Source organism: Actinoplanes octamycinicus (assembly GCF_014205225.1).
GTDB lineage: Bacteria > Actinomycetota > Actinomycetes > Mycobacteriales > Micromonosporaceae > Actinoplanes > Actinoplanes octamycinicus.
The window spans coordinates 3,971,715-3,995,834 of the sequence record NZ_JACHNB010000001.1 but is presented as its reverse complement, the minus strand read 5'-3'; the positions used below and the strand labels follow the sequence as shown (position 1 = coordinate 3,995,834).

Here is a 24,120-nt window from a genome sequence, read left to right as displayed (position 1 = left end):
CGGTGCCGGACACGTCATCCAGGGCGGATGACCGACGTCCGGACGATCTTGTCGTGCAGGCCCTGGTGCCGCCGGTCGACGACCAGCCAGAGCGCCAGGATCGGCAGGTAGGCCAGCAGCAGCCCGCGGACCAGCGCGGCGAACCAGCGCACCGGCCGCCCGTCGGCCCGGATCACCCGGACGCCGAGCACCGCCATCCCCGGCGTCCGCCCGGCCAGGCTCCAGAACAGCGCGCAGTACACCGCGAGCAGCGCCGGCAGGAAGACCAGGTAGCCGGAGACGATCGCCTCGGCGAACTGGTGCGCGCGGGTGCCGATCACCGAGGCGACCATCCCGAGGGCGGCCACCCCGGCCCCGGCGAAGAGCGCGACGGTGAAGGTGTCGATCAGGTACGCCAAGCTCCGGCTGACCAGCCCGGCGTACCCGGTCATGGCGCCTCGCCGCGCCGCATCCGCAGAGTGAGCCGGTCGACGGCGCTGTCCCCGGCCGAGGCGACGGTCCGGACCCGGCCGACCGCCTCGCCGACGATGCTGTCCCGCTGGCCGCGGACCAGCCCGCGGACCCGGTCCGGATCCTTCTCCAGGATCCCGAACACCCGGTCCAGCTGAGCGTCCACCACCCGCTCGACGATGCTGGAGTGGGCCAGCTTCTCGACCGCGGCGTCCACCGCCCGCTGGGCGCCGCGCACCCCGCGCTCGCGCTCCGCGGCGCCCCGCTCGGCGAACACGGTCCACCGGGCCCAGGCCTCGCCGGCCGTACGCAAGCTCTCCTTGTCCAGCCGGGAGCGCAGCTCGGCCAGTTTGTCGGCGCTCTTCTCCCCCACCCGGAAGGCGACGCCGATGGCGACATCTCCCAGCTGGATGAATCCCATCATCAGGAACCTCCTGCCCGGCGCCGCAGCACCGCCTTACGGATCTCGGTGGGCACGATCACGGTGAGCGCGGCGGCCAGGCAGATCCCCCACTGGCCGAGGTCGAGGTGCTCGGTGTTCAGGATCCGCTGGAACAGGCCGAGCTCGGTGGCCAGCACGATCGCGGCGAGCGACATCCCGCTGGTGATCACGAAGCGCCGGTCGTTGAAGGTCTCCAGGCTGAACACCGAGCGGACGTCGCTGCGCACGGTGAACGAGAAGATCAGGTTCATCAGGGAGAACGCGGTCAGGCCCATGGTCCGGGCGACGTCCACGTTCTTGTCCCGCTCGGCGAACCAGATCACCACCAGCGTGATCACACCCATGAACACGCCGAGCAGGCTGAGCCAGCCGAGCACCCGGTTGCTCAGCAGCGGCTCGTCGGAGCGGCGCGGCTTGTTCTTCATGATGTCCGGCTCGGCGTTGCCGTACCCGAGGCCGACGGACTGGAAGACCTGCGTGGTGAAGTTCAGCCACAGCGTCTGCAGCGGCACGAACGGCACGCCGGCCGCGATGTTGCCGATGCTCGCCGCGAGGAACGTGACGATCATGGCGGCCAGCACGCCCATCTGGAAGAAGATGTACTTCTTCAGGTTGGCGTAGAGCGCCCGGCCCAGCTCGACGGCCTTCACGATGGTGGCGAAGTCGTCGTCGGTGAGGATCATCGCGGCGGCCTCTTTGCTCACCTCGGTGCCGGTGATCCCCATCGCGATGCCGATGTCGGCCTTCTTCAGCGCGGGCGCGTCGTTCACCCCGTCGCCGGTCATCGCGACGATGTGGCCCTTGCGCTTGAGCGCCTCGACCAGGCGCACCTTGTGTTCCGGGGTGACCCGGGCGATCACGCCGATCCCGCCGATCTCCCGGTCCAGCTCGTCGTCGTCCATCGCGGCGAACTCGGCGCCGGTGATCGCCCGGCCGCGGATGCCGAGCTTGCCGGCGATCGCGGCGGCGGTGATCGCGTGGTCCCCGGTGATCATCCGGACCTCGATGCCGGCCGCGTGCGCCTCCTCGATCGCGGCCTTGGCCTGCGGGCGCGGCGGGTCGACGATGCCGACCAGGGCCAGCGGCTCCAGGTCGGTCAGCATCTCCAGCAGGTCGCCCGACGGATCGAAGGTGTCGAAGTCCTTGCGCGCGGTGGCCATCACCCGCAAGCCCTGCTCGGCCAGCCGCTCGTTCTCGGCGAGATAGCGTTCGTGCTGCTCCGGGGTGACGGTGCAGCGCGCCAGGATCTGGTCGGGCGCGCCCTTCACGAAGCACCGGATCTTCCCGGACATCTCGTGGAAGGTCGCCATCATCTTGTACGCGGCGTCGAACGGCAGCTCGGCCACCCGCGGGTACTTCTGCCGGGTCGCCTCGGTGTCCAGACCGCCCTTCTCGGCGAGCACCACCAGCGCGCCCTCGGTCGGGTCGCCGATCATGTCGCCGTCGGCGATCACCGCGTCCGAGGCCAGGATCATCGGCAGCAGGTACTCCTCCAGCGGGGTGTCCGGCTCCCCGGCCACCCGCTTGATCGTCCCCTCGGTGGAGTAACCGGTCCCGGAGATCACGTAGCGCCGCCCCGGGATCGCCATCTCGATGGCGGTCATCTGGTTCAGCGTCAGCGTCCCGGTCTTGTCCGAGTTGATCGCCGAGGTGGAGCCGAGCGTCTCGGTGGAGCGCAGCCGCTTCACGATCGCGTTCGACTTGGCGAGCAGCTGGGTGCCGAGCGACAGGATCGTGGTGACCACGGCCGGCAGGCCGGTCGGGATGGCGGAGACCGCGAAGGCGACCGCGGCGGTGAACACCACGGTGAACTCGTTGCCCCGGGCCAGGTTGATCACGACCGAGGCGAGCAGCGCGAACCCGGCGATGTAGAGGATCTGGTTGGTCAGCTTGGCGAGCTGCCGGGTGAGCGGCGTGTCCTCGTCCTTGGCCGCCTGCAGCATCCCGGAGATCCGGCCGACCTCGGTGTTCATCCCGGTCGCGGTGACCAGCAGCTCGCCGGAGCCCCGGGTCACGTTGGTGTTCATGTACGCCATGTCGGACCGGTCGCCCAGGTCGGCGTCGACCTTCTCGAGCGGCTCGACGTTCTTGGCGACCGGCAGGCTCTCCCCGGTCAGCGCCGACTCGGCGATCTCCAGGGTGGCCGCCCGGAGCAGCCGCCCGTCGGCCGGGACCACGTCACCGGCCTCGATCTGCACCACGTCGCCGGGCACCAGCTCCTCGGCGGGCAGCTCGGCCAGCTTGCCGTCGCGGCGCACCCGGGTCTTGATGATCATCATCTTCTGCAGCGCGTCGATCGCGGCCGCCGCCTTGCCCTCCTGGTGCAGGCCGAGGAAGGCGTTCAGCAGGGTGAGGGCGATCAGCATGACGCCGGTGCCCCACTGCTTCAGCGGGTAGAGGCTGCCGATGCCGGCGGCGAGCAGGACGATCTGCATCGGGTCGGCGTACTGCCGGACGAAGGAGCGCCACCAGGGCTCCTTCTTGGCCTCGGCGAACTTGTTCGGGCCGTACTTCTGCCGGCGAGCCTCGGCCTCCGCGGTGCTCAACCCCCGCTGCTGGTCGACCTGCTCGGCTTCGAGCGCTTCGGGGACGGTGAGCACGTGATAGGTGACGGTCATCGCGGCCGCCCTCTACCGGTACTGCTGCGGGTAGGGCCGCGGCGCGGGCGGCGTGCTGCGGACCAGCCGGGTCGCGGCCCGGGCGGTGCCGGCGACCAGCGAGCCGATCGCGATGCCGATGATCATGTTGAGCCCGGCGGTGTAGAACTGCGAGGCCCGGCTGGCGTCGGTGACGAACGGCGCGAGCATCGCCGAGACGGTGGCCAGCCCGACCACCCAGCCGAAGAACCGCATCGGCCGTGGGGTGGTCAGGATCAGCACGTGCACCAGGCCGGTGGCGAGCAGCGCGGCGCCGGCGGCGCCCAGGGCGTACCAGCCGGTGCTGGCGTCCCCCCAGGCGCCCTCGCCCTTCGGCGCGAGCACGTCGACGTCGAAGATTCCGCGCCCGAGCAGAATCCCGGCGATGGCGATCAATGCCGCCACCGCCGCGGTGGCGCCCCCGCCGGCCCACAGCTTCCCGGCGTTGACAGTGGGTTTGACAGGTTCGACGGTCATGGCGCTGAGGATCGCCGGGCCCCGGCCATGACCGCCTCATCCGACGGGGGTGAAAGCGTCAGCGACCCCCGCGCAGGTCCCCGAGCAGCGGTGGCCGGTGGGCGCCGTCCACCGTCCACCGCACGGCCCGCACCGGTTCCCCGCTGCCGGGCCGGGCGCGCGCCTCGTCCGCCACGGTCACCGATCCGAGCACCACACATCCGATCAATCCGGTACGCACGATCCCCCGCATGATGTTCCTTTCCTCCGGCTTAAACCTCCGGGTGGATCAACGATGGTGTGAACGATCGGGCTCCGAGGCGCGTACCCGGGTGCGGCAACGTCACCGAGGCATCGGGAGGACACCGTGGCACGGACCGGAATCGACACCGCGATCCTGCACAAGGGAGCGCACAGCGCGTCCTACTTCGACCTGGCCAGAGCGGCCGGCGACGGCGCGGAGATCGTCGACTTCTGCATCCCGTGCAACCCGTACTTCCCCACCCCGGAGATGTTCGACGAGCTCACCCGGGAGCTGAAGAGCATCCTGAAGTACTACCCGAGCGACTCGGCCACCATCACCAAGAAGCTGGCCAGCGTGCTCAACCTGCACCCGCAGACGGTGGCGATGGCGAACGGCTCCACCGAGCTGATCACCTGGATCGACCACCTGCTGGTCAAGGAGAGCCTGGCGATTCCGATCCCGACCTTCGGCCGGTGGACCGACCAGCCGCTGGAGACCGGCAAGCGGGTGGACATGTTCCCGCTGCAGGAGCGCGACGGCTTCCGGCTCGACCTGGAGGAGTACGTCGAGTTCATCCGGGAGCGCCGGTCCCGGGTCGCGGTGGTCTGCAACGTGAACAACCCGGACGGCAACTACCTGCCGCGGCGGGACGTGATCCGGTTCATGGACCAGCTCAGCGACCTGGACCTGGTGGTGATCGACGAGTCGTTCATCGACTTCTCGGACGCCGAGCGCTACCCGTCGGTCGGCCCGGACGCGGTGATCCGGCCGAACACCGTGGTGCTCAAGTCGCTCGGCAAGAACTTCGGCCTGCACGGCATCCGCTTCGGCTACATGCTGGCCAACCCGGCGATCGCCGGCAAGATCGCGAAGGCGCTGCCGAAGTGGAACCTGAACTCCCTCGCGGAGAAGGTGGTCCACATGATCCAGCAGCACGAGATGGAGTACGAGGAGAGCCTGCGCCTGCTCAGCCGCGACCGCCGGTCGATGGGCCGGGAGCTGCAGCGCATCCCGGGCCTCACCGTCTTCCCGTCGCAGGGCAACTTCTTCCTGGTCAAGCTGCCGACCGAGTGGTCCGGCGTGGCGCTGCGCGACTTCCTGGTCGCCAACCACGGCATCATGACCCGGGAGTGCGGCAACAAGCTCGGCATGACCAGCCAGTTCATGCGTCTCGTGGTGCGCCCCGCGCCGGACGTGGACCGCCTGGTCGACGGCATGCTCGACTACTCCCAGCGGTTCCACGGCCGGTCGGTCTACGACACCGACCCGCTGGAGTCGAGCAGCCGCCGCTGGACCGAGCAGTACGAGGAGAAGGAGTACTCCCCGCGCCGCGCCGCGGTCGCTTAGGGCCTGCCCTAAAGGTTGGTCATCCTCTCCATCTGCTCGGGGTAGCGCTCGCCGCGCACCTCGATCTTCGCCGCGGCCGTCTCGATCTCCGCCAGGTCGGCCGCGGTGAGCTCGATCCGCTCCGCGCCCAGGTTCTCGTCCAGCCGGTCCAGCCGGCGGGTGCCCGGGATCGGCACGATCCACGGCCGCTGGGCCAGCAGCCAGGCCAGCGCCACCTGCGCCGGGGTGGCCGCCTTGCCGGCCGCGATCCGCCCGATCAGCTCGATCAGCGCCTGGTTCGCCTCGCGCGCCGCCGCCGAGAACCGGGGCAGCCCGTTGCGCATGTCGTTCTCCGCGAAGACCGTGTCCGCCCCGATCTTGCCGGTCAGGAAGCCGCGCCCGAGCGGGCTGAACGGCACGAACCCGATGCCCAGCTCCTGCAGGGTGTCGAGCAGCTCCTCCTCGGGCCGCCGCCACCACAGCGAGTACTCACTCTGCACCGCGGTGACCGGCTGCACCGCGTGCGCCCGCCGGATCGTCCCGGGCGCCGCCTCGGACATCCCGAAGTGCCGCACCTTGCCGGCCGCGATCAGCTCCCGCACCGTGCCGGCGACCTCCTCGATCGGCACGTCCGGGTCCACCCGGTGCTGGTAGAACAGGTCCAGCGTGTCCACCCGCAGCCGGCGCAACGAGGCCTCGGCGACCTTCCGGATGTTCTCCGGCCGGCTGTCCACCCCGGCCTGCTGCCGACCGTCCGCATCGATCACGAAGCCGAACTTGGTGGCGATCACCACCTGCCCCCGGAACGGCTCGAGCGCCTCGCCGACCAGCTCCTCGTTCACCCACGGCCCGTAGACCTCGGCCGTGTCGAACAGCGTCACCCCGCGCTCCACCGCGGACCGCAGCAGCGCGATGTTCGCCTCCCGGTCCGGCCCCGGCCCGTAGCCGTGGCTCATCCCCATCGCGCCGAACCCGATCGCCGAGACCGCCAGGTCTCCCAGTCTTCTCTCCCGCATGCCCCCACGCTACGGACGCCGCCCCCACCGGCGAGCGTGAACCCCTCCGATGGTCCGGTCCGCTCCGGGCCGCCGCCCACGCACCGGCGTCGGCGGCCCCAGCGGAATGATTGGCCCCAGCCCGGCCACCCCGGCCAGCGCCCGGCGCCGCCCCACCACCATGTCGATCCGGATCTCCCGCATGGCACTCACGATCGTCCCCGCGGGCACCGGGAACAACGCGAAAGATCGAACCGCCGGTTAACCCGTCGGTTATCGGTCGCCGCACGTCCCCAGTGGCCGGTGCCGATCCGCGCGACGTTGTGCCGATGGGGGGTCGGCCGGTCAGTGGATCGGGTGACCAGAATCGGTCGGGCAGCATGGTGTCTCCAGGCGTTACCGATGAGGAGACCAATGCGGAACCTGATTCGCGGGGCGGTCGTGCTGGCGCTGGTCGCGGGCGGCAGTGCCGGCCTCGCCGCGCCGGCCGGGGCGGCCACGGTGAAGACGTACCAGAACTGCACCGCGCTGAACAAGGCGTATAAGCACGGCGTCGGCAAGAAGGGCGCGAAGGACAAGGTGCGCGGCGCGACGAAGCCGGTCACCACGTTCTACGTCAACACCAAGCTCTACAACGCGAACAAGAAGATGGACCGGGACTCCGATGGGGTGGCCTGCGAGAAGCGCTGACCGGACGGACCGGGCCTACTTGCGGCCCTCCTCGGCCCGGGCCTCGGTCGGCGCGAGCGCGCTGCTCAGGGTCCGGGCCGTGTCGATCAGCGGGACGTGGCTGAAGGCCTGCGGGAAGTTGCCGACCAGGCGGCCGGCCTCGGTGTCGTACTCCTCGGAGAGCAGGCCGACGTCGTTGCGCAGCGCGAGCAGCCGGGCGAACGTCTCCCGGGCCTCGTCGTGCCGGCCCATCAGCGCGTAGTTGTCGGCCAGCCAGAACGTGCAGGCCAGGAACGCGCCCTCGCCCGGCGGCAGACCGTCCACCTCGGTCTCCGGGTGCTGCGTGTACCGCTGCACGAACCCGTCGACCAGCAGGTGCTTCTCGATCGCCGCGACGGTGCCGGCCACCCGCTCGTCGTCGGCCGGCAGGAAACCGACCAGCGGCACCATCAGCATCGCGGCGTCCAGCTCCTCGGAGCCGTAGTACTGGGTGAACGTCTTGCGCACCGGGTCGTACCCGTTCGCCAGGATGTCGTCGTAGATCCGGGAGCGCAGCCCGGCCCAGCGCTCCAGCGGCCCGGGCAGCCCGAACTCCTCGATCGCCTTGACCGCCCGGTCCGCCGCCACCCAGGCCATCAGCTTGGAGTGGGTGAACTGTTTCGGACCGCCGCGCACCTCCCAGATCCCCTCGTCCGGGTCCTGCCAGTGCTCCTCGACGAACTCCATCAGCTTGACCTGCAGCCCCCAGGACGGGTCGTCGGCCTTGAGCCCGGCCCGCCGGCCCTGGTGCAGCGCGTCCATCACCTCGCCGTAGACGTCGAGCTGGAACTGCTCGGCGGCGGCGTTGCCGATCCGGACCGGGTTGCCGTCGTACCCGGTGAGCCAGTCGGCGAGGTACTCGTCGAGGCGGCGCTCGCCGGCCACGCCGTACATGATCTGCAGTTCCTCGGGGTTGCCGGCGATCGCCCGCAGCAGCCACTTGCGCCAGGCGATCGCCTCGCTCTGGAAGCCCGAGTAGAGCAACGACTGCAGGGTGATGGTGGCGTCGCGCAACCAGCAGAACCGGTAGTCCCAGTTCCGCACGCCGCCGAGCTTCTCCGGCAGGCTGGTGGTGGCGGCCGCGACGATGCCGCCGGTCGGGGCGTAGGTCAGCGCTTTCAGGGTGAGCAGCGAGCGGACCACGGCGTCCCGCCACTCGCCCTCGTAGGTGCACGCCGACACCCAGCCGCGCCAGTAGCCCTCGGTGACGCCGAGCTCGTGCGACGGGTCGAGCGGCTCGGGTGCGGGCAGGTGCGAGGGACGCCAGGTCAGCACGAACGGGACGCGGTCACCGGCCCGTACCGAGAAGGCCGCTTTGGTGGTCAGGTTCTCCCCGCGCAGCTCCACCGGCGTGCGCAGCCAGGCGGCGTCCGGACCGGCCACCGCGACCAGCGCCTCGCCCTCCCGGTAGACCCACGGGACGACCTTGCCGTAGTCGAAGCGCAGCCGCAGCTCCATGCTGAAGTCGACCCGGCCGCGGACCCCCTCGACGATCCGGATCACCGACGGCGAGCCGGTCCGCGGCGGCATGAAGTCGATCAGCCGGGCCACCCCGTCGGCGGTCTCGAACTCGGTCTCCAGCACCAGCGTCTCGTCCCGGTAGCGGCGCCGGGTGGTGACCACGCCCGCCGGGCTCAGGGTCCAGTGACCGTTGTCGGCCGAGCCGAGAAGCGCCGCGAAGATCGCCCCGGAGTCGAACCGGGGCACGCACAGCCAGTCGATCGAGCCGTTGCGGCCGACCAGCGCGGCGGTCTGGGTGTCGGCGATGATCGCGTAGTCCTCGATCGGCAGCGCCATGCCGATCCTGTACCCCGACGCGGGAAAACAAACCGCCGCCGGGGGCCGAGGCCCCCGGCGGCGGCGCATCCGGCCGGGGTGGTCAGACCCGGTCGGCGGCGATCAGGAGGTAGTGGAAACTGCCCTCCCGGTACGCCGTGAGAAAAGCCTCCTCGATCCCGGTCGCCACCTCCGACCGGGCGCGCAGCTCCCAGTACGGGATGGTCGCCGCGGTCAGGTCCAGCACGGTGATCGGGACCAGGTTGTTCGCCGCCAGCGCCTTGAAGTAGTCGCTGCGCGGGTGGATGTCGCAGGTGTAGTGCTCGTTGATCCGGCTGACCGACTTGGACCGCCGGCCGGTCGCGTCGTTCGCGCAGCCGGTGATGCACACGTACCGCCCGCCGAACGCGAGCATCCGGGCGAACTCCGCGTAGAGGTCGAACAGGTCGACGTACATCGTCGTCTCGTTCGTCCAGATCGCCTGCCGGGACCGGTCGGCGAACCCGGACTCCAGCATGTTCCGGAAATGGAACCGGACCTGGTCGGCGACCCCGCGCCGGGCGGCCTGCTCGTTGGCGAAGCCGACCTGGTACTCGGAGATCGACACCCCGTCGACCCGGCAGCCGAACCGGGCGTTGGCCATCATGCTGGTGCCGCCCCGTCCGGACCCACCGTCCAGCAGCGCGTCACCCGGCTCGATCGGCCCGAGGTGGTCGAGCAGCAGGTCGGCCTGCGCGCTCTCCAGCCGGTGCAGCTCGGCGATCACCCCCTCGCCGGGCCCGTCGAGCACGGTCCAGTCCGGCTCGCCCACCCCGTAGTGGTGGTGGTAGAGGCCGTCCACCTCACCGAGCCGCAGGTTGACCGGGTCGGCCCGGTTGGTGTTCCAGTAGGCGGCGACCGAGCGTTCGAAATCGGTCCGCAGCGGTGACACGGGTGCGGTTAACACAGGATTCCCCCTGAATCGGACGAGTGATAGCGGCCGCTGGTCGCGTGCCACTCCCGGCTGCCGCCCAGCCACGCCCAGGTGTCCGCCAGGAACCGGCGCAGCTGCGGCGACCCGGTCGCGCCGAGCGCGGCCGCGGCGGTCACGAAGTCGGTCATCAGCTCGTTGTGGATCTCCACGGTGCGCAGCACGGCGTCCCGATGGCTCAGCCCCTCGGTGGCTACCAGCACGGACGGCAGATTGTGATCGTTATCGGACTCGTTGCTCGCCGAATACAGATCGTTGACCAGCACGGCGGCGGTACCCGCCGTGGTGAAGGCGCGACGCGTGCGCGGATCGTGGAACTCGTCCGGCGGCACCACGTACCCGGCCAGCACGTCGATCAGCAGCATCGGCGGCAGGAAGCTGTTCAGGTGCCGCTGCACCAGGTACTCCCACACCCGTGGGGTGCGCCGGTTGGCGTGCCAGTCCGCCTCCTGGCCCCAGCCCAGCGACTGGATCGCCAGCTGGTGCTGGAAGCGGCCGAACTGCGCCGCGGTGGTGTAGCGGGACAGGTGGTCCAGGGCGCCGCGGAAGGCCACCGAGATCGGCCGGGCCCGGTGGTGCCGGGTCAGGTCGCCGGCGTAGGCGCGCGGCAGGCCCGGCGGATCGACCACCGCGTACAGGTTGGCCAGCCGCGAGCCGACCACCGCGGGATCCGCGCCCAGCGCCACCTCGTCCACGTAGTAGTCGTCCGCCGCCCACTCGGCGACCAGGCATTTCGTGGCGGCGAGCAGCCGGTCCGGGTCGTCGGTGGCGGGGTGGGTGAGCATCACCAGCCGGCCGAAGTTCGCCGCCCGCAGCTTCTCCAGGCGCCCGGGGTAGATGCCGGCCTCCGCCGCCCAGCGCACGACCGCCTCGTTGACCTGCTCGCCGAGCGCCGGGTCGTCGCGCACCGGGCCGGGGCAGAAGAGCCGCGGCTCTGCTGTCGGTTGGGGAGGGGGCAGGAAGGCGCGAGCTGCGGAGGTGCCGAGTCCGCTCGGCTTGAGACCGACAGTTTTCGGTACGGCCGTCAGCACCGCCGCGAGATCGGCCGGCGGCGCCCCGCTCAGGTCGCGCAGGATCTCCCTGCCCAGGTCGGCGAGCAGCATCAGTGCGACAGCTCCACGTGATCGAGGATGCCGAGCGCGTCCGGCACCAGCACCGCCGCCGAGTAGTACGCGCTGACCAGGTAGGACATGATCGCCTGCTCGTCGATGCCCATGAACCGGACGGACAGGCTCGGCTGGTACTCGTCCGGGATCCCGGTCTGGTGCAGCCCGACCACGCCCTGGTCCGCCTCGCCGGTCCGCATCGCCAGGATCGACGTGGTGTGCGTCTCGGTCACCGGGATCTTGCCGCACGGCAGGATCGGCACCCCGCGCCAGGACAGGAACGTGCCGCCGTCCCGCTCCACCATCGGCGGGTAGATGCCGCGCTTGGTGCACTCCCGGCCGAACGCCGCGACCGCCTGCGGGTGCGCCACGAACATCTTCGTGCCGCGCCGCATGCTGAGCAGCTCGTCCAGGTCGTCCGGGGTGGGCGGCCCGCTCCGGGTGTGAATCCGCTGCCGCAGGTCGGCGTTGTGCAGCAGGCCGAACTCGCGGTTGTTGATGATCTCGTACTCCTGGCGCTCGCGCAGCGCCTCGATGGTCAGCCGGAGCTGCTGCTCCAGCTGGTTCATCGGCTCGTTGTAGAGGTCGGCGACCCGGGTGTGCACGCGCAGGATGGTCTGCGCGACGCTCAGCTCGTACTCCCGCGGCGCCTGCTCGTAGTCGACGTAGGTGCCGGGCAGGGTGGCCTCGCCGGTATGGCCGGCCGCGACCGCGATCGCCGCCTCGCCGTGCTTGTTCTGCGGCCGGCGGTTCTTGGCCCGGAACCGCTCGACGTGCGCGCGCAGCCGGTCGCTGTGCCCGAGCAGCTCGGCGAAGGCGGACCGCGGCATGGTCAGCAGGGTCACCGCGGTCATCGCCTTGGCGGTGTAGTCCCAGATCCGCTCGTCCTCGGTGAGCGACTGCTCGCCGAACGCCTCGCCGTCGGCCAGCACGCCGAGGTTCACCGGGTCGCCGTAGTCGCCGACGCCGACCTTGTTCACCTTGCCGTGCGCGATCAGGTAGACGTGGTCGGCGACCGAGCCGAACTCGACGATCACCTGGCCCGGCTGGTACTCCTGCTGGACGAACTTGTCCGCCATCGCGGCCAGCACCGCGTCGTCGTCGAACTCGCTGAGCACGGAGAGCTCGCGCAGCTCGCCCGGGATGACCCGGACGTGCGCGCCGACGTTGGTGAAGCTGAGCCGGCCGTCGCCGATCCGGTAGGTCATCCGCCGGTTCACCCGGTAGGCGCCGCCGGCGACCTGGACCCAGGGCAGCTTCCGCAGCAGCCACCGGGAGGAGATCTCCTGCATCTGCGGAGCGGTCTTGGTGGTGGTGGTCAGGTTCCGCGCCGCGGCGGTGCTCAGGCTGCGGCGCCGGTGCTCGTGCTCCTCGTCGCGGATCTCGGACTGCGTTGGAGTAGCCACCGCTCGTGCCCCGTTCGTCGCGTTCCCTCGTGCCTACTTATCGCCGTTCTATCGCATATCTGACGTTTTTGTCGGGTTTCACGGATCTTGCACAGCCACTTCGGTTCCCGATCCGCCGCCGACGGTCAGATGGCGCGCCTCACGGCGCCCGGGCTGGTCCGTGGGTCGCGGTGGGTGCCACAGTGCCAGGCGGGAGGTGGTTTCCTTTGCGTACGTTCGCCGCCTGCACCACGCTCGTGGTCGTCGCGCTGCTCGGCGGCGCCTGCACCGGCCCGGCCGCCGACCCGGCGCCCCCGCCCGCCGCGTCCGCCGCCCCGGTCGCCGCGGCCGCCGTCTCCTCGGCCGACTGCAACGCCGGGATCAGCACCGACGCCCTCCCGGTCTGGGCCCGGGACGGCTTCAACTTCGACGGGTCCGGTGTCCCGCACCGGCTCGGCGACCAGGGCGGCCTGATGGCGATCCTGTTCGCCCCGCCGCGAGCCGACCCGGTGGACGGCACCAAGATCCTCTGGGTGTCCAAGCTCCCGGTCGAGACGGCCGCCCCGCTGACCATCAGCGGCGTCCGGCTGGACGGTCTCACCGCCACCCAGGAGCTGCCCAACGGGGCCGGGCCGTCGTCGGTGAAGATCCCCGAGCCGGGCTGCTGGGACCTCACCCTCACCTGGTCCGGGCACACCGACCGGATGCGGCTCTGGTTCACCGTGTGACGGATCTCAGACCCTCAGGCGCGCCGATGTCGCGCCGATGGTCAGGCTATGAGCGACGAGGTCCACGATGAAGCCCGGCTCGCCGCACTCCGCTCCTACCGGGTGCTGGACGAACCGCGGGCGGCGGTGCTCGACGACCTCACCCGGCTGGCCGCCACCATGTTCGACACCCCGATGGCCGCCGTCTCGCTGGTCGACCGGGACCGGCAGTGGTTCGCCGGCAGCATCGGGCTGGCCGACGCGCAGACCCCGCTCGACGTGTCGTTCTGCGCGCAGGTGGTGCCGGCCCGCCGCCCGCTGATCGTCCCGGACGCCACCGCGCACCCGCTCTTCTCGTCCTACCGCAACGTGATCGAGGCGCCGAACATCCGGTTCTACGCCGGCGCCCCGGTGATCGACGAGGACGGGCACGTGCTCGGCGCGATGTGCGTCATCGACGACGTGCCGCGGGAGGTCAGCGACCGGCAGGTGGACGCGCTCAGCACGTTCGCCGGGCAGGCCGCCACCCACCTGTCCGCGATCCGCAACCGGATGCGGCTGGCCGACCTCGGCGATCACCTGGCCCGGGCGGCGCAGCGCGAGGACGACCTGGTCGCCACGATCACGCACGAGTTGCGTACCCCGGTGACCAGCATCCAGGGGTACCTGGAGCTGCTCAGCGAGAACGAGGAGCTGACCGCGTACCGGCGGTTGATCGAGCCGATCCACCGCAACGGGCAGCGGCTGGTCGCGATGGTCGACCACATCCTCTCCGGCACCCGCCCGCACGACGCCCCGCTGCCCGCCCCGGTCGGCCCGGTCGACCTGAACACCGTGGTGGCCGCCGCGGTGACCGCGTGCCGGGCGCTCACCGCGCTGCGCGCCGCGCCGATCGACGTGCAGCCCGGGCCGGAGATCATCGTGCGGGCCGACCTGGCCCGGCTGGCCCACGCGATCGAGCAGGTGCTGCGCAACGCGCTGCTGTTCACCCCGGCCGACCGGCCGATCACGGTCCGGGTCAGCGCCGGGCCGCGGGCCACCGTGGAGGTCACCGACCAGGGGGTCGGCATCCCGGAGGACGAGCTGGCCTACGTCTTCGACCGTTTCTTCCGCGGCCGGCACGCACGCGACCAGGCCATTCCCGGCGTCGGCCTGGGGCTGACCATCGCCCGCGCCTCGATCGCCGCGCACCTCGGTGACCTCACCCTGACCAGCGGCCCGGCCGGCACCACCGCCCGGGTGACCCTGCCCGCCGTGGCCTGAGCCCCGATACGGTAGGTGGATGGAGCGGCCGATGACCCCCGACGAGCTGGTCGAGGTGATCATGCGGCGGCTTGCCGAGCAGCACCGGGTGGTCCCCGGTTACGTCATCCGGGACGCGGTCGAGGCCGCGCTGCGCCGCCGCTTCCCGGACGTTCCGGTGGCCCAGGTGCGGGTGCCGGCCGACGTGGCGGCCGAGCTGATCACCGGGCTCGGCGACGGCAGCGCGGCGGCCGAGGACGACTCGGCGACCATGCCGGCCGTGCTCAGCGGCGACGAGACCGGGCGGCTGCTGACCGGGCTCGGCCTGGCCGTCCACGTGGCCGCCTTCAACCTGGACCGGGACCGCCTGCACGTGGCGCAGATCCTGAACGGGGCGGCGGCCGCACTGGTCGCGCTCGGCGCGGCGTCCCGCGCCGCGCACGCCGACGGCACCTCGGCGGTGCTGCTCGCCCCGGCCACCCTGCGCACCGTGCGGACCGTGATGACCGGCGTGCTGCAGGGCGTGCGCACCCGCGGCTGGCAGGCCGAGCACCTCGACCCGGTGGCCACCACCGCCCTGTTCACCGGGGTCCTCACGATGCTCGGCGCGGTGCCCTGACACCCTTCTTCGCCCGCTGCCCTTTTCTTCGCCCGCCGTCCTGACGCCGTCTCCGCCCGGCTCTGCCGCCTTCTTCGGTCAGCGCAGCGCCCTACGCCGGCCCCGGGTGCGGCCGCCTATCCGCGCGACACTGTCTTCGGGCAGGACCCCTGGGTGGGCGGGGAGGGGGAAGTGGCCGGATCACTGCGCGCCTGCGCCGCATCGCCGGGAGGGTCAGCGGGTGCCTCTGCGCCCCTGAGACACCTACCGGGATCAACCGGCCGGGGCGCGGCCCGGACGGGAGCGGGCCTCGCGGAGGGCACGCACGGGACGGCGCGTCGGGCGTACCGGAAATCGGGTTATGCGGCGGTGATGCGGGAGGTGAAGGCGGACAGCTTGGTCAGCGACCGGTCGATCTTCTCCGGGAGGGTGAGCGTCTCCTCGAAGCGGACCAGGCGCAGCTTGGGCCGTTTCTTACCGCGGAGGTAGAGGGAGCAGGCCAGGTCGGAGCAGAGGTACTCGCCGACCGAGTTGCCGTTGCGGCCGGCGGCGCCGGCCAGCGGGGCGGTGAACAGGCTGACGCCGCCGGCCGCGTGGTCGGTCAGGCAGACCTGGCACATGCTGGAGCGGGCGGCGCTGCCGGCGCCGGTGCGTTCCGCCTTGCGGAGCAGGACGGCGACCGGGCCCTCGTCGCGCGGGACCACGATGGCGGCGCGCTGCGGGGCGGCCGGGTCGATCCAGCCGTAGAAGTCCAGATCGGCCCACGGGGTGGCGCGGAAGTCGGCGGGCAGCTTGATCCGGGAGGCCTCGCCCTTGCTGCAGTTGACGAACGAGGTTCGGATCGTTGCCTCACTGATCGGTTCCATGGGGTCGGACCCTCGCACACGGCGGGGCGGGCGTCACCCGATTTCCGGCCTTGCCGTTTCCGGCGTCACACCGCTTTTCCTACCAGACCCTTCCGGTACGACCGAGGCCCGCCTGTCCTCGGCGACCGCTCCAGGGACGCCGGTCGAGCCGGGTGGCGACGGATCCCGCGCCTTCTCCGCCGATAGCAGGACAGGTGGCCGCGTCGGACAATGTGGCCATGGGGACGCGAGTGATCTTCCGGCGGGTGTGCCGCGCCGTGGTGGCCGGTGGCGTGGCGGTCGTCGTGGGGCTGACGCTGGGCGGATGCCCTTCGTCGGGTGACGCGGAGCCGGTCTGCGCGCAGCCGACGTCGGGTACCACCGCGCCCGACGACTGCCCGGACCAGGGCACCGTCGCCGGCGACTGACCCGGCGGTCCGGCGGTCCGGCGGGGCACGGCAGCCGGGCCAGGGAACGGTGCGAACGGGCTGACCCGGCGGTCAGGCCGGGCGGGGCAGGCGGTCGAAGCCGTCCAGCAGCAGGTCCAGGGCGAACTCGAACTCGAACTGGTCGTCGCAGCCGGAACCGACCACGGTGGCCGCCTCGTGGGCGGCGGACATGGCCATCAGGGCCAGGTTCGGGAAGCGGGGGGCCATCGCGCGGGCCATCTCCAGCTGCGCCTCCGGTGGGAGCGGGGTGGCGTCGTTGAACAGCTCCGGGGTGTAGCCGAGCAGCCGGGTGCCGAGCGTGTGGATGAAGTGGTGCACCTGGTCCGGGGTGAAGCCGCCGGTCAGGAAGAGGCCGATGACCGCGTCCAGGTGGGCGAGCATGGCCGGGGTCGGATCGGTGCGCGAGTTGATCACGCGCCAGGCCCAGGGGTGGCGGAGCAGCGCCCGGCGGGCGCCGAGGATGCGCTCGCGGACCGCGGTCTTCCAGTCGCCGGCCGGGGACGCCGCCGGGATGCCGGCCACCACCGTGTCCACCATGCCGTCCAGCAGCTCGTCCTTGTTGGCCACGTGCTTGTACAGCGCCATCGGCACGACGCCCAGCTCCTGGGCGAGGTTGCGCATGCTCAGCGCGTCCAGCCCGGTGCGGTCGGCCAGGTCGACGGCGGCCAGCAGCACGCGTTCGCGGTTGAGCGGAACCCGCCGCTCGGCAACATCCACGTGCCAACCCTAATACCGCCGATTGACTGGTGTACGCCGTACACCTACCCTCGGAGGAACGGAGGTGTACGCCGTACACCGGAGAGGGAGGCGGCCATGCGGGCGATCGTGCAGGACCGGTACGGCGGCCCGGAGCAGCTGCGCTGGACCGAGGTGGCGACTCCGGAACCGGGCGACGGCGAGGTGCTGATCCGGACCCGGGCGGCGTCGCTGAACGCCTGGGACTGGCACTTCATGCGCGGCGATCCGTACGTGATGCGGCTCCCCCGTCACCTCACCCGGCCGGGGGTCAGCATCCGCGGGCGGGACGTGGCCGGCGAGATCGCCGCTGTCGGGCCGGGCGTGACCGGCTTCCGGGTGGGCGAGGCGGTCTTCGCCGATCTCGGCCCGCTGCAGGCGACCTTCGCCGAGTTCGTCCGGGCGCCGCAGGAGCTGGTCGCGCCGAAGCCGGCGAACCTGAGTTTCGCCGAGGCGGCCGCGCTGCCGCTGGCGGCCGGCGCGGCGCTGGGCTGCCTGCGCGAGTCCGGCCTGACCGAGGGGCAGCACCTGCTGATCAACGGCGCGTCCGGCGGGGTCGGCACCTTCGCGGTGCAGATCGCCAAGTCGATCGGCGCCGAGGTGACCGCGGTCTGCAGCACCCGCAACGTCGAGCTGGTCGGCAAGCTCGGGGCCGATCACGTCATCGACTACCGGCGCGAGGATTTCGTGGCGACCGGGGATCGGTTCGACGTGGTGCTCGACCTCGTCGGCAACCGCAGCCTGCCGGACCTGCGCAGCAAGGGTGGCGTCCTGGTGCTCTCCGGCGGCGGCACCTCCACCGGCGGCAGCCTCCTCGGCCCGTTCCCGCTGGTCGTCCGGGCCCTGCTGACCGCCCGGTTCGTCCGGCAGCGGATCCTGCTGCCCGCTCCCCCGCCGGGCCGTGCCACCCTGGACGCCCTCCGCGACCTCACCGGATCCGGCCGGGTGACCCCGGTGATCGACCGGAGCTATCCGCTGGCCGAGGCCGCCGACGCGATGCGCTACCTGGAGACCGGACACGCCCGCGCCAAGGTGGTCCTGACCGTCTAGGGTCGCCCCATGACGACGGTACGCGAGCAGTTCCGGGAGTTGCACGACAGCGGCACGTTCGTGATGCCGAACCCCTGGGACGCCGGCTCGGCCCGGCTGCTGGCGAGTCTCGGCTTCCCGGCGCTGGCCACCACGTCGTCCGGCTTCGCGGCCACCCTGGGCAAGCGGGACCAGCACGTCACCCGGGACGAGCTGGTCGCGCACGTGGCGGCGCTGACCGCGGCGGTCGGCATCCCGCTCAACGTGGACGCCGAGCGCTGCTTCGCGGAGACCGCGGCCGGGATCCGGGAGACCGTGGACCTGCTGGCCGCGGCCGGCGCGGCGGGCATCTCGATCGAGGACTACGACCCGGCCACCGACCGGATCGAGACGCTGGAGACCGGGGCGGAGCGGGTGGCCGCGGCGGCCGAGGCCTGCGCCCGGCACGGGATCGTGCTGACCGCCCGCGCGGAGAACCATCTCTACGGGCACGACGATCTCGACGACACGGTCGCCCGGCTGCGGGCCTACCGGGCGGCCGGCGCGGACGTGGTCTACGCGCCGGGGCTGCGCACTCCCGCCGAGATCGGCCGGGTGGTCGCCGAGGTGGCCGCTCCGGTCAACGTGCTGGCCGTCGCGGGGGCTCCGGCCGTACCGGAAATGGCCTCGCTCGGCGTGCGCCGCGTCTCCACGGGTGGCTCGCTGGCCTGGGCGGCCTATGGCGCCCTGCGCGACGCGGCGCGCGAGTTGCTGACCACCGGGACCACCGGTTTCCGGACTCGCGCGCTGCGCGAGGAGGACCTCGAGGCCGCCTTCAGCGACCGATGAGGATCAGTTGGGGTACGGGCCCGTCGCGGGCACCTCGATCCCGACCGTGCTGCCCCGACCCAGGCCGCTGTCGATGGTGACCGTGCCGTCATGGCCCTCGGCGATCGCCTTCACGATGCTCAGTCCCAGCCCGAGCCCCTGCACCTCGGCCCGCTCGGCGTCGGCGCCGCGGCGGAACGGGGCCAGCACCCGCTGCTGGTCGGCCCCGCTGATGCCGATCCCGGTGTCCCGGACCAGCAGCGTCGCCCGCCCGTTGCGGGTCGCGGCGATGACCGTGATGGATCCGGTCTCGGTGAACTTGACCGCGTTCAGGATCAGCCGTTCCAGGGCCTGACCCATCCGGCGCAGGTCGACGTCGGCGAAGACCGGCCCGGTCGTCTCGGCGTCGATGGTCAGCCCCTTCGCCTCGGCCAGCGGCAGGTTCGCGGCGACCACGCTGCGGGCCAGCACGGCCAGATCGGCCGGGGTCCGCTCGAAGTCCCGGCTGCCCGCGCTGACCTGCGCGGCCAGCAGCATGTCGTCGACCAGGGCGAGCAGCCGGTCGGAGTTGCGCTGCACCCGCTGCAGGAAGCCGTCCCGGGTGGCGGAGGGAAGCTCGGGGTCGCCGAGCACCTCCAGGTAGCCGTGGATCGAGGTGATCGGGGTGCGCAGCTCGTGGTTGACCCGGGCGATGAACTCGTCCTTGATCTGCTCGGCGTCCCGCAGCCGGTCGTTCAGGCTGCGCATGTCCCGGGCGTACTTGCGCAGCTCCAGCTGATTGACCACGTGCCGGGCCAGGGCCCGCAGGCCGTCCCGCTGCGCCGGGGTGAGCAGGCCGGGCTCGCCGTCCGCGACGCACAGCGTGCCGAGCGGCCGGCCGTACGGGGTGACCAGCGGCGCGCCGGCGTAGAACCGGATGTACGGCGGCCCGGCCACCGTCGGGATCCCGGCGAACCGCGGATCCAGCCGGGCGTCCGGGACCTGCGTGACGTCGTCGCCGAACATGGCCTGGGCGCAGATCGAGTCGTCCCGGGCAGTGCCGCACAGATCGGTGCCGATCCGCGCCTTGAACCACTGCCGGTGCTGATCGACCAGGCTGATCATGGCGATCGGCTTGTCGCAGAGTTGCGCGGCGAGCTTCGCGATGTCGTCGAAGTCGCCCTCGGCCGGGGTGTCCAGGATCTGGTAGCCGTGCAGGGCGGCAAGGCGTTCCTGTTCCAGCATCTCGCCGGCAATCCGCGTGGCCGCCATCGGTGTCCCCTCGTCGCGGTGCGCTTCCCCTACCGCTGGATGTTCGGTCACCTGGCCCCAGGGTTGAGCCCAACCGCGGGTGCAGAGCGGTGCTGCCACTGGCTCTCCAGCGTGCGGGCGTACGCGGACCGCCCGGCCGGCAGCGTGAACGTCATCCGGGTGCCGTTGCCGTACGGGTTGGCGGTCGCCTCGATCGTCCCGCCGTGCCGCTCCACGATCCGTTTGCAGACGGCCAGCTCCAGCCCGGAGCCGCTGCCGCCCTCGCCGCGGTGGAAGTTCGTGAAGATCGCCTGGCGCAGGCCGGGCGGGATGCCCCGCCCGTTGTCCAGGATGTCGATCCGCAGCATGCCGTTCGGGGCCGGCTGGGCGGCCACGCTGACCACCGGCGGCACGCCCGGCACGGTCTGCTCCAGCGCGTGGTCGATCAGGTTCTCCAGCAGCTGCCGGGTCAGCACCGGGTCGGCCTCGACCGCGTCCAGCTGGCCGAGGGCGAACTGCGGCGGATGCACACCGGCCGTCTCGGCCTGGTCGTACCGGCTGTTGGCGATGTCGGTGAGCAGCAGCTGCAGGTTGATCGTGGTGGGCATCAGCTTGCCGTCGCGGGCCGCGGTGTAGGCGAGCAGGCCGTTCAGGAAGGTGCGCATCCGGGCCGCGGCCCGCTGGATCCGGCTGACCCGCTCGGCCGGCTTGTACCCGGCCAGCTCGGCCTCCAGCACCTCGGCCCAGCCCTCGATCGTGGTCAGCGGGTTGAGCAGGTCGTGCGCCACCACCCCGGCGAACGACATCAGCTCGTCCCGGTGCCGGCGGTCCGCGGTGACGTCGTGGAAGACCACCACCACGTGCTGCAGGCCGGACGGGCTGGCCAGCCGGGACACGTTGAACCGGACGATCCGGCCCTCGGGCACCGCGGCGTTGCGGATCAGCACGTCCATCGGCTGCACGTCCTCGCCGGCCAGTGCCCGCTGGTAGGGCAGCTCGGCGTCGGCGAGCGGGGCGCCGTCCGGGTGGAAGAATCCGTAGTCGCTGCCCAGCGCGGCCCCGCCGGCCACCGTGTTGGTGCTGCCCAGCAGCCGCCCGGCGGCCGGGTTGCGGAGCACCAGCCGGCCGCTCTGGTCCAGGATGGCCAGGCCCTCGGTCATCGAGTTGATGATCGTGGTCATCAGTTCGGCCTTCTCGGTGGCCTCGTGCTCGGAGGACTGGAGCCGCTCGATCAGCGCGGTCCGCTCGTCCCGGCTGAACGCCAGGGCCAGGCCGACCAGTGCCAGGATCCCGATGTAGAGCTGGATGACCAGGGCCCGGGTGCCCGGTTCGCCGGTCATCGCGTACGGACCGGTGCCGTGCAGGGTGAAGACCGCGGCGGCGGTGCCGAAGGTCATGGTGTGCCCGATCGCCAGCACGGTCGGCAGCCGCAGCCCGACCCAGACCGTGATGGCGAGCAGGGCGAACCCGATCGGCAGGCGCTCGTTCAGGGAGAACACGTAGAAGTAGGCGGCCGCCGACAGGAAGTAGACGATCACCGCCTCCATCCAGGCCTCCTGGCCGCGCGGCAGGTCCCGCAGCCGGCGGGCCACCGCCCCGAAGATCAGCACGCTCACCACGTCGCGAACCACCCAGATCGCGATCGCGGTGACCGAGTGGTCGCCGGTGATCATCCGGTCGCCGAGGCCGCCGAGCACCCCGCCGCAGAGCGCGCCGGCCGTCGCCACCAGCAGCACCCGGAGCAGGTCGGTCAGGGTGCGCAGCGGCCGGCCGGCGTCACCGGCCCAGACGCCGGGCAGCCAGCGGGCCGCGGCGACCGCGAAGATCAGCGCCTCCAGCATCGCGGCGCCGCCGTGCACCAGGGCCGGCCCGGGTGGCGTCCCGGTGGCTGCCAGGGCGAGCGCGGTGAGCAGGCCGAGCACCCCGGCGTCGGCCCAGCGCCAGCGCGAGTCGTTGCGGTTGACCAGCCAGACCGCGGCGACCGCGGTGGCCGGCCAGATCACCGGCAGAGCGTCCGGCTTCCCGAGGATGGTCAGCTGCCCGGCGAGGATCGCGATCAGGTAGAGCGCCGCGAAACGCACGGTGCTGGGCAACATCCGAAGACTCATCAGGGATCGCCTCGTGTGGGTGGCCGGCTGCTCTAACACCCAGTTCGGCCGCAACGGCGAATGCCTGAACAACAGGGCACAAAGTCCTGCATTTCCGTGACCATGAGGGGCCGCCCCCAAGGTATCGCCGGGCCGCCGGCGCGCGAGACGCTGAATGTCGATTTTCCTGGGGAGGAAACCGAACAATGCTGTCTGCATCCAGCGTGCCCGTGGTCGAGGCGACCCTGCCGGTCGTCGGTGAGCACCTCGACGCCATCACCCGCGTCTTCTACGAGTCGATGCTCGGCGAGAACCCGGAGCTGACCAACCTGTTCAGCCGCAGCGCGCAGGCCACCGGCGAGCAGCGGCAGGCCCTGGCCGGCGCGGTGGCCGCGTTCGCCGCGCACCTGATCGGCGCCGGCCCGGACGGCCCGGCGTTCGAGCACATCATCGACCGGATCGCGCACCGGCACTGCGCCCTCGGCATCCGCCCGGAGCAGTACACGACGGTCGGCAAGTACCTGCTCCGCGCGGTCGGCACGGTGCTCGGCGACGCGGTCACGCCGGAGATCGCGGCCGCCTGGGACGAGGTGTACTGGCTGTTCGCCGCGCGGCTGATCGGCCGGGAGGCCCGGATCTACGCGGCGGCCGGGGTGGACGGCACCGACCCCTGGCGCGACTACCTGGTGCTGAACAAGGTCGCCGAGGCGGACGACACGGTGTCCCTGCTGCTCGCGCCGGTCGACGGGGAGCCGGCGCCGCACTTCCTCCCCGGGCAGTACGTCACGGTCGCGGTGGACCTGCCGGACGGCTCCCGCCAGCTCCGGCAGTACTCGCTCTCCCAGGCGCCGGGCGGCGGCGCGCTGCGGATCACGGTGCGCCGGGTCCGCGGCCGAGACGGCGCCCCGGACGGGCTGATCTCCGGATTCCTGCACGACCGGGTCGAGGCGGGCGACAAGCTGCGGCTCAGCCAGCCGTACGGCGATCTGGTGCTGCGTCCCGGCGACGCCCCGCTGCTGCTGGTCAGCGCCGGGGTCGGGATCACCCCGATGGCCGCCATCCTGGACCACGTGGCACGCACCACGCCGGCCCGGGAAGTGGTCGCCGTGCACGCCGACCGGAGCGCGGACCGGCACCCGCTGCGCGCCGAGATGGGTCTCACCGGCGCCCGCCTGCGCTCGTTCACCAGCCAGACCTGGTACGAGGACAGCACCGGCCGGGTCGACGTCGACCAGATCCCGCTGTCCCCGGAGGCTGACGTCTACCTGTGCGGGCCGGTCCCGTTCATGCAGCAGATCCGGGCCGGGCTGCACCGGCGCGGCATCCCGGACGAGCGGATCCGCTACGAGGTGTTCGGCTCCGAGCAGTGGCAGTCCGCATCCCATTAGCAACTCTGGTTTGACTGGCGCGGGCGGAACACGGGCCGATGACTCCGGGCACCTCACCCGGAGACGTTGGGAGTCAGCATGACGACGGTCGCCCTGAAATCCGCCCCCGCCTCTCGCCCGGCCGTGACCGGCCGGACCATCCTGGTCGTCGACGACGACGAGAACATCCGGGACCTGGCCGCGTTCAAACTCGAGATGGCCGGGTACCGGACGGTGACCGCGGCGGACGGCTGCACCGCGCTCACCCTGGTCACCGAGGTACGGCCGGACCTGGTGGTGCTGGACATCGCGATGCCCGGCCTGGACGGGCTGAGCGTCTGCTACCGGATGCACGCCGACCCGGCCACCGCGGACATCCCGGTGATCATGCTGAGCGGCATGGCCACCCCCACCGACATCGAACTGGCCTTCGTCTCCGGCGCCGAGGAGTACCTGGCCAAGCCGCTGAACGCGGCCGACCTGGTGCGCCGGGTCGGGTGGCTGCTGCCCTGAGGCCGGCCCGATGGCGC

24 protein-coding genes are annotated in these 24,120 nt (G+C 71.8%); 10 read left to right on the top strand and 14 right to left on the bottom strand.

Annotated elements, in window-relative coordinates; genetic code table 11:
• Positions 1–14 precede the first annotated feature (14 nt).
• Genes BJY16_RS17915 through BJY16_RS17895 form a run of 5 tightly spaced genes read right to left on the bottom strand, consistent with a single transcriptional unit; the run spans position 15 to position 4,237 of the window.
• Complete coding sequence (locus tag BJY16_RS17915; protein WP_185040551.1) at positions 15–431, bottom strand: RDD family protein; 417 nt, start codon at positions 429–431, stop codon at positions 15–17.
• On the bottom strand, positions 428–874 hold the full coding sequence (locus BJY16_RS17910) for a hypothetical protein (protein ID WP_185040550.1): 447 nt from the start codon (positions 872–874) through the stop codon (positions 428–430). The genes BJY16_RS17915 and BJY16_RS17910 overlap by 4 nt, the downstream gene beginning before the upstream one ends.
• Positions 874–3,510: a cation-translocating P-type ATPase gene (locus tag BJY16_RS17905; RefSeq protein ID WP_185040549.1), complete on the bottom strand. Its 2,637-nt coding sequence runs from the start codon at positions 3,508–3,510 to the stop codon at positions 874–876. The genes BJY16_RS17910 and BJY16_RS17905 overlap by 1 nt, the downstream gene beginning before the upstream one ends.
• Before the next feature lie 12 nt (positions 3,511–3,522).
• Positions 3,523–4,005, bottom strand: coding sequence for a DUF6069 family protein (locus tag BJY16_RS17900; protein ID WP_185040548.1), 483 nt, complete (start codon positions 4,003–4,005; stop codon positions 3,523–3,525).
• A gap of 58 nt (positions 4,006–4,063) precedes the next feature.
• Positions 4,064–4,237 (bottom strand): hypothetical protein, encoded by a 174-nt coding sequence (locus BJY16_RS17895; protein WP_185040547.1) that lies wholly within the window; start codon positions 4,235–4,237, stop codon positions 4,064–4,066.
• 114 nt (positions 4,238–4,351) lie between these two features.
• Here BJY16_RS17895 and BJY16_RS17890 point away from each other — a divergent pair, with 114 nt between their 5' ends.
• Positions 4,352–5,575 carry a pyridoxal phosphate-dependent aminotransferase gene (locus BJY16_RS17890; RefSeq protein WP_185040546.1) on the top strand — a complete coding sequence of 408 codons (1,224 nt, stop codon included), beginning with the start codon at positions 4,352–4,354 and terminating at the stop codon, positions 5,573–5,575.
• 8 nt (positions 5,576–5,583) lie between these two features.
• Here the strand turns inward: BJY16_RS17890 and BJY16_RS17885 are convergent, their stop codons facing one another.
• Positions 5,584–6,570 carry an aldo/keto reductase gene (locus BJY16_RS17885; RefSeq protein WP_185040545.1) on the bottom strand — a complete coding sequence of 329 codons (987 nt, stop codon included), beginning with the start codon at positions 6,568–6,570 and terminating at the stop codon, positions 5,584–5,586.
• A 393-nt stretch (positions 6,571–6,963) separates the two neighbouring features.
• On the opposite strand from BJY16_RS17885, the gene BJY16_RS17880 reads away from it, so the two are divergent.
• On the top strand, positions 6,964–7,239 hold the full coding sequence (locus BJY16_RS17880; protein WP_185040544.1) for an excalibur calcium-binding domain-containing protein: 276 nt from the start codon (positions 6,964–6,966) through the stop codon (positions 7,237–7,239).
• A gap of 15 nt (positions 7,240–7,254) precedes the next feature.
• Here BJY16_RS17880 and BJY16_RS17875 read toward each other — a convergent pair whose 3' ends face one another.
• The 4 genes from BJY16_RS17875 to BJY16_RS17860 all read right to left on the bottom strand — a co-directional run bounded on the left by BJY16_RS17875 (position 7,255) and on the right by BJY16_RS17860 (position 12,515).
• A complete protein-coding gene (locus BJY16_RS17875) occupies positions 7,255–9,054 on the bottom strand; it encodes a glycoside hydrolase family 15 protein (protein ID WP_185040543.1) in 1,800 nt (599 codons plus the stop codon).
• Between the two features lie 82 nt (positions 9,055–9,136).
• Positions 9,137–9,979, bottom strand: a complete 843-nt coding sequence (locus tag BJY16_RS17870; protein WP_185040542.1) for a geranyl diphosphate 2-C-methyltransferase — start codon at positions 9,977–9,979, stop codon at positions 9,137–9,139.
• Entirely contained in the window at positions 9,973–11,106 is a 1,134-nt protein-coding gene (locus tag BJY16_RS17865) for a family 2 encapsulin nanocompartment cargo protein terpene cyclase (protein WP_221501992.1), read from the bottom strand. Before BJY16_RS17865 ends, BJY16_RS17870 begins: the two co-directional genes overlap by 7 nt.
• Positions 11,106–12,515, bottom strand: a complete 1,410-nt coding sequence (locus BJY16_RS17860) for a family 2B encapsulin nanocompartment shell protein (protein WP_185040541.1) — start codon at positions 12,513–12,515, stop codon at positions 11,106–11,108. Before BJY16_RS17860 ends, BJY16_RS17865 begins: the two co-directional genes overlap by 1 nt.
• A gap of 206 nt (positions 12,516–12,721) precedes the next feature.
• Between BJY16_RS17860 and BJY16_RS17855 the strand changes: the two genes are divergently transcribed.
• The 3 genes from BJY16_RS17855 to BJY16_RS17845 are packed head-to-tail and all read left to right on the top strand — an operon-like array spanning position 12,722 to position 15,062.
• Positions 12,722–13,222 (top strand): hypothetical protein, encoded by a 501-nt coding sequence (locus BJY16_RS17855; protein WP_185040540.1) that lies wholly within the window; start codon positions 12,722–12,724, stop codon positions 13,220–13,222.
• Positions 13,223–13,270: 48 nt separating this feature from the next.
• Complete coding sequence (locus BJY16_RS17850; protein WP_185040539.1) at positions 13,271–14,464, top strand: GAF domain-containing sensor histidine kinase; 1,194 nt, start codon at positions 13,271–13,273, stop codon at positions 14,462–14,464.
• A 19-nt stretch (positions 14,465–14,483) separates the two neighbouring features.
• Positions 14,484–15,062, top strand: a complete 579-nt coding sequence (locus BJY16_RS17845) for a hypothetical protein (protein ID WP_239177522.1) — start codon at positions 14,484–14,486, stop codon at positions 15,060–15,062.
• Between the two features lie 338 nt (positions 15,063–15,400).
• Here BJY16_RS17845 and BJY16_RS17840 read toward each other — a convergent pair whose 3' ends face one another.
• Positions 15,401–15,907 (bottom strand): FBP domain-containing protein, encoded by a 507-nt coding sequence (locus BJY16_RS17840; protein WP_185040538.1) that lies wholly within the window; start codon positions 15,905–15,907, stop codon positions 15,401–15,403.
• A gap of 218 nt (positions 15,908–16,125) precedes the next feature.
• Here BJY16_RS17840 and BJY16_RS17835 point away from each other — a divergent pair, with 218 nt between their 5' ends.
• A complete protein-coding gene (locus BJY16_RS17835) occupies positions 16,126–16,314 on the top strand; it encodes a hypothetical protein (protein WP_185040537.1) in 189 nt (62 codons plus the stop codon).
• Positions 16,315–16,386: 72 nt separating this feature from the next.
• On the opposite strand, the gene BJY16_RS17830 is transcribed toward BJY16_RS17835, so the two are convergent.
• A complete protein-coding gene (locus BJY16_RS17830) occupies positions 16,387–17,052 on the bottom strand; it encodes a TetR/AcrR family transcriptional regulator (protein WP_203759053.1) in 666 nt (221 codons plus the stop codon).
• Between the two features lie 96 nt (positions 17,053–17,148).
• Here BJY16_RS17830 and BJY16_RS17825 point away from each other — a divergent pair, with 96 nt between their 5' ends.
• Entirely contained in the window at positions 17,149–18,120 is a 972-nt protein-coding gene (locus BJY16_RS17825) for an NAD(P)-dependent alcohol dehydrogenase (RefSeq protein ID WP_185040536.1), read from the top strand.
• Positions 18,121–18,129: 9 nt separating this feature from the next.
• Positions 18,130–18,927, top strand: a complete 798-nt coding sequence (locus tag BJY16_RS17820; protein ID WP_185040535.1) for an isocitrate lyase/PEP mutase family protein — start codon at positions 18,130–18,132, stop codon at positions 18,925–18,927.
• Positions 18,928–18,930: 3 nt separating this feature from the next.
• On the opposite strand, the gene BJY16_RS17815 is transcribed toward BJY16_RS17820, so the two are convergent.
• Both BJY16_RS17815 and BJY16_RS17810 read right to left on the bottom strand, forming a co-directional pair.
• Positions 18,931–20,157: a GAF domain-containing sensor histidine kinase gene (locus tag BJY16_RS17815; protein ID WP_185040534.1), complete on the bottom strand. Its 1,227-nt coding sequence runs from the start codon at positions 20,155–20,157 to the stop codon at positions 18,931–18,933.
• 47 nt (positions 20,158–20,204) lie between these two features.
• Positions 20,205–22,244, bottom strand: coding sequence for a sensor histidine kinase (locus BJY16_RS17810; RefSeq protein ID WP_185040533.1), 2,040 nt, complete (start codon positions 22,242–22,244; stop codon positions 20,205–20,207).
• A gap of 185 nt (positions 22,245–22,429) precedes the next feature.
• Here BJY16_RS17810 and BJY16_RS17805 point away from each other — a divergent pair, with 185 nt between their 5' ends.
• Complete coding sequence (locus tag BJY16_RS17805) at positions 22,430–23,611, top strand: globin domain-containing protein (RefSeq protein ID WP_185040532.1); 1,182 nt, start codon at positions 22,430–22,432, stop codon at positions 23,609–23,611.
• Between the two features lie 78 nt (positions 23,612–23,689).
• Positions 23,690–24,103 carry a response regulator gene (locus tag BJY16_RS17800; protein WP_185040531.1) on the top strand — a complete coding sequence of 138 codons (414 nt, stop codon included), beginning with the start codon at positions 23,690–23,692 and terminating at the stop codon, positions 24,101–24,103.
• The last annotated feature ends 17 nt before the right edge of the window (positions 24,104–24,120 follow it).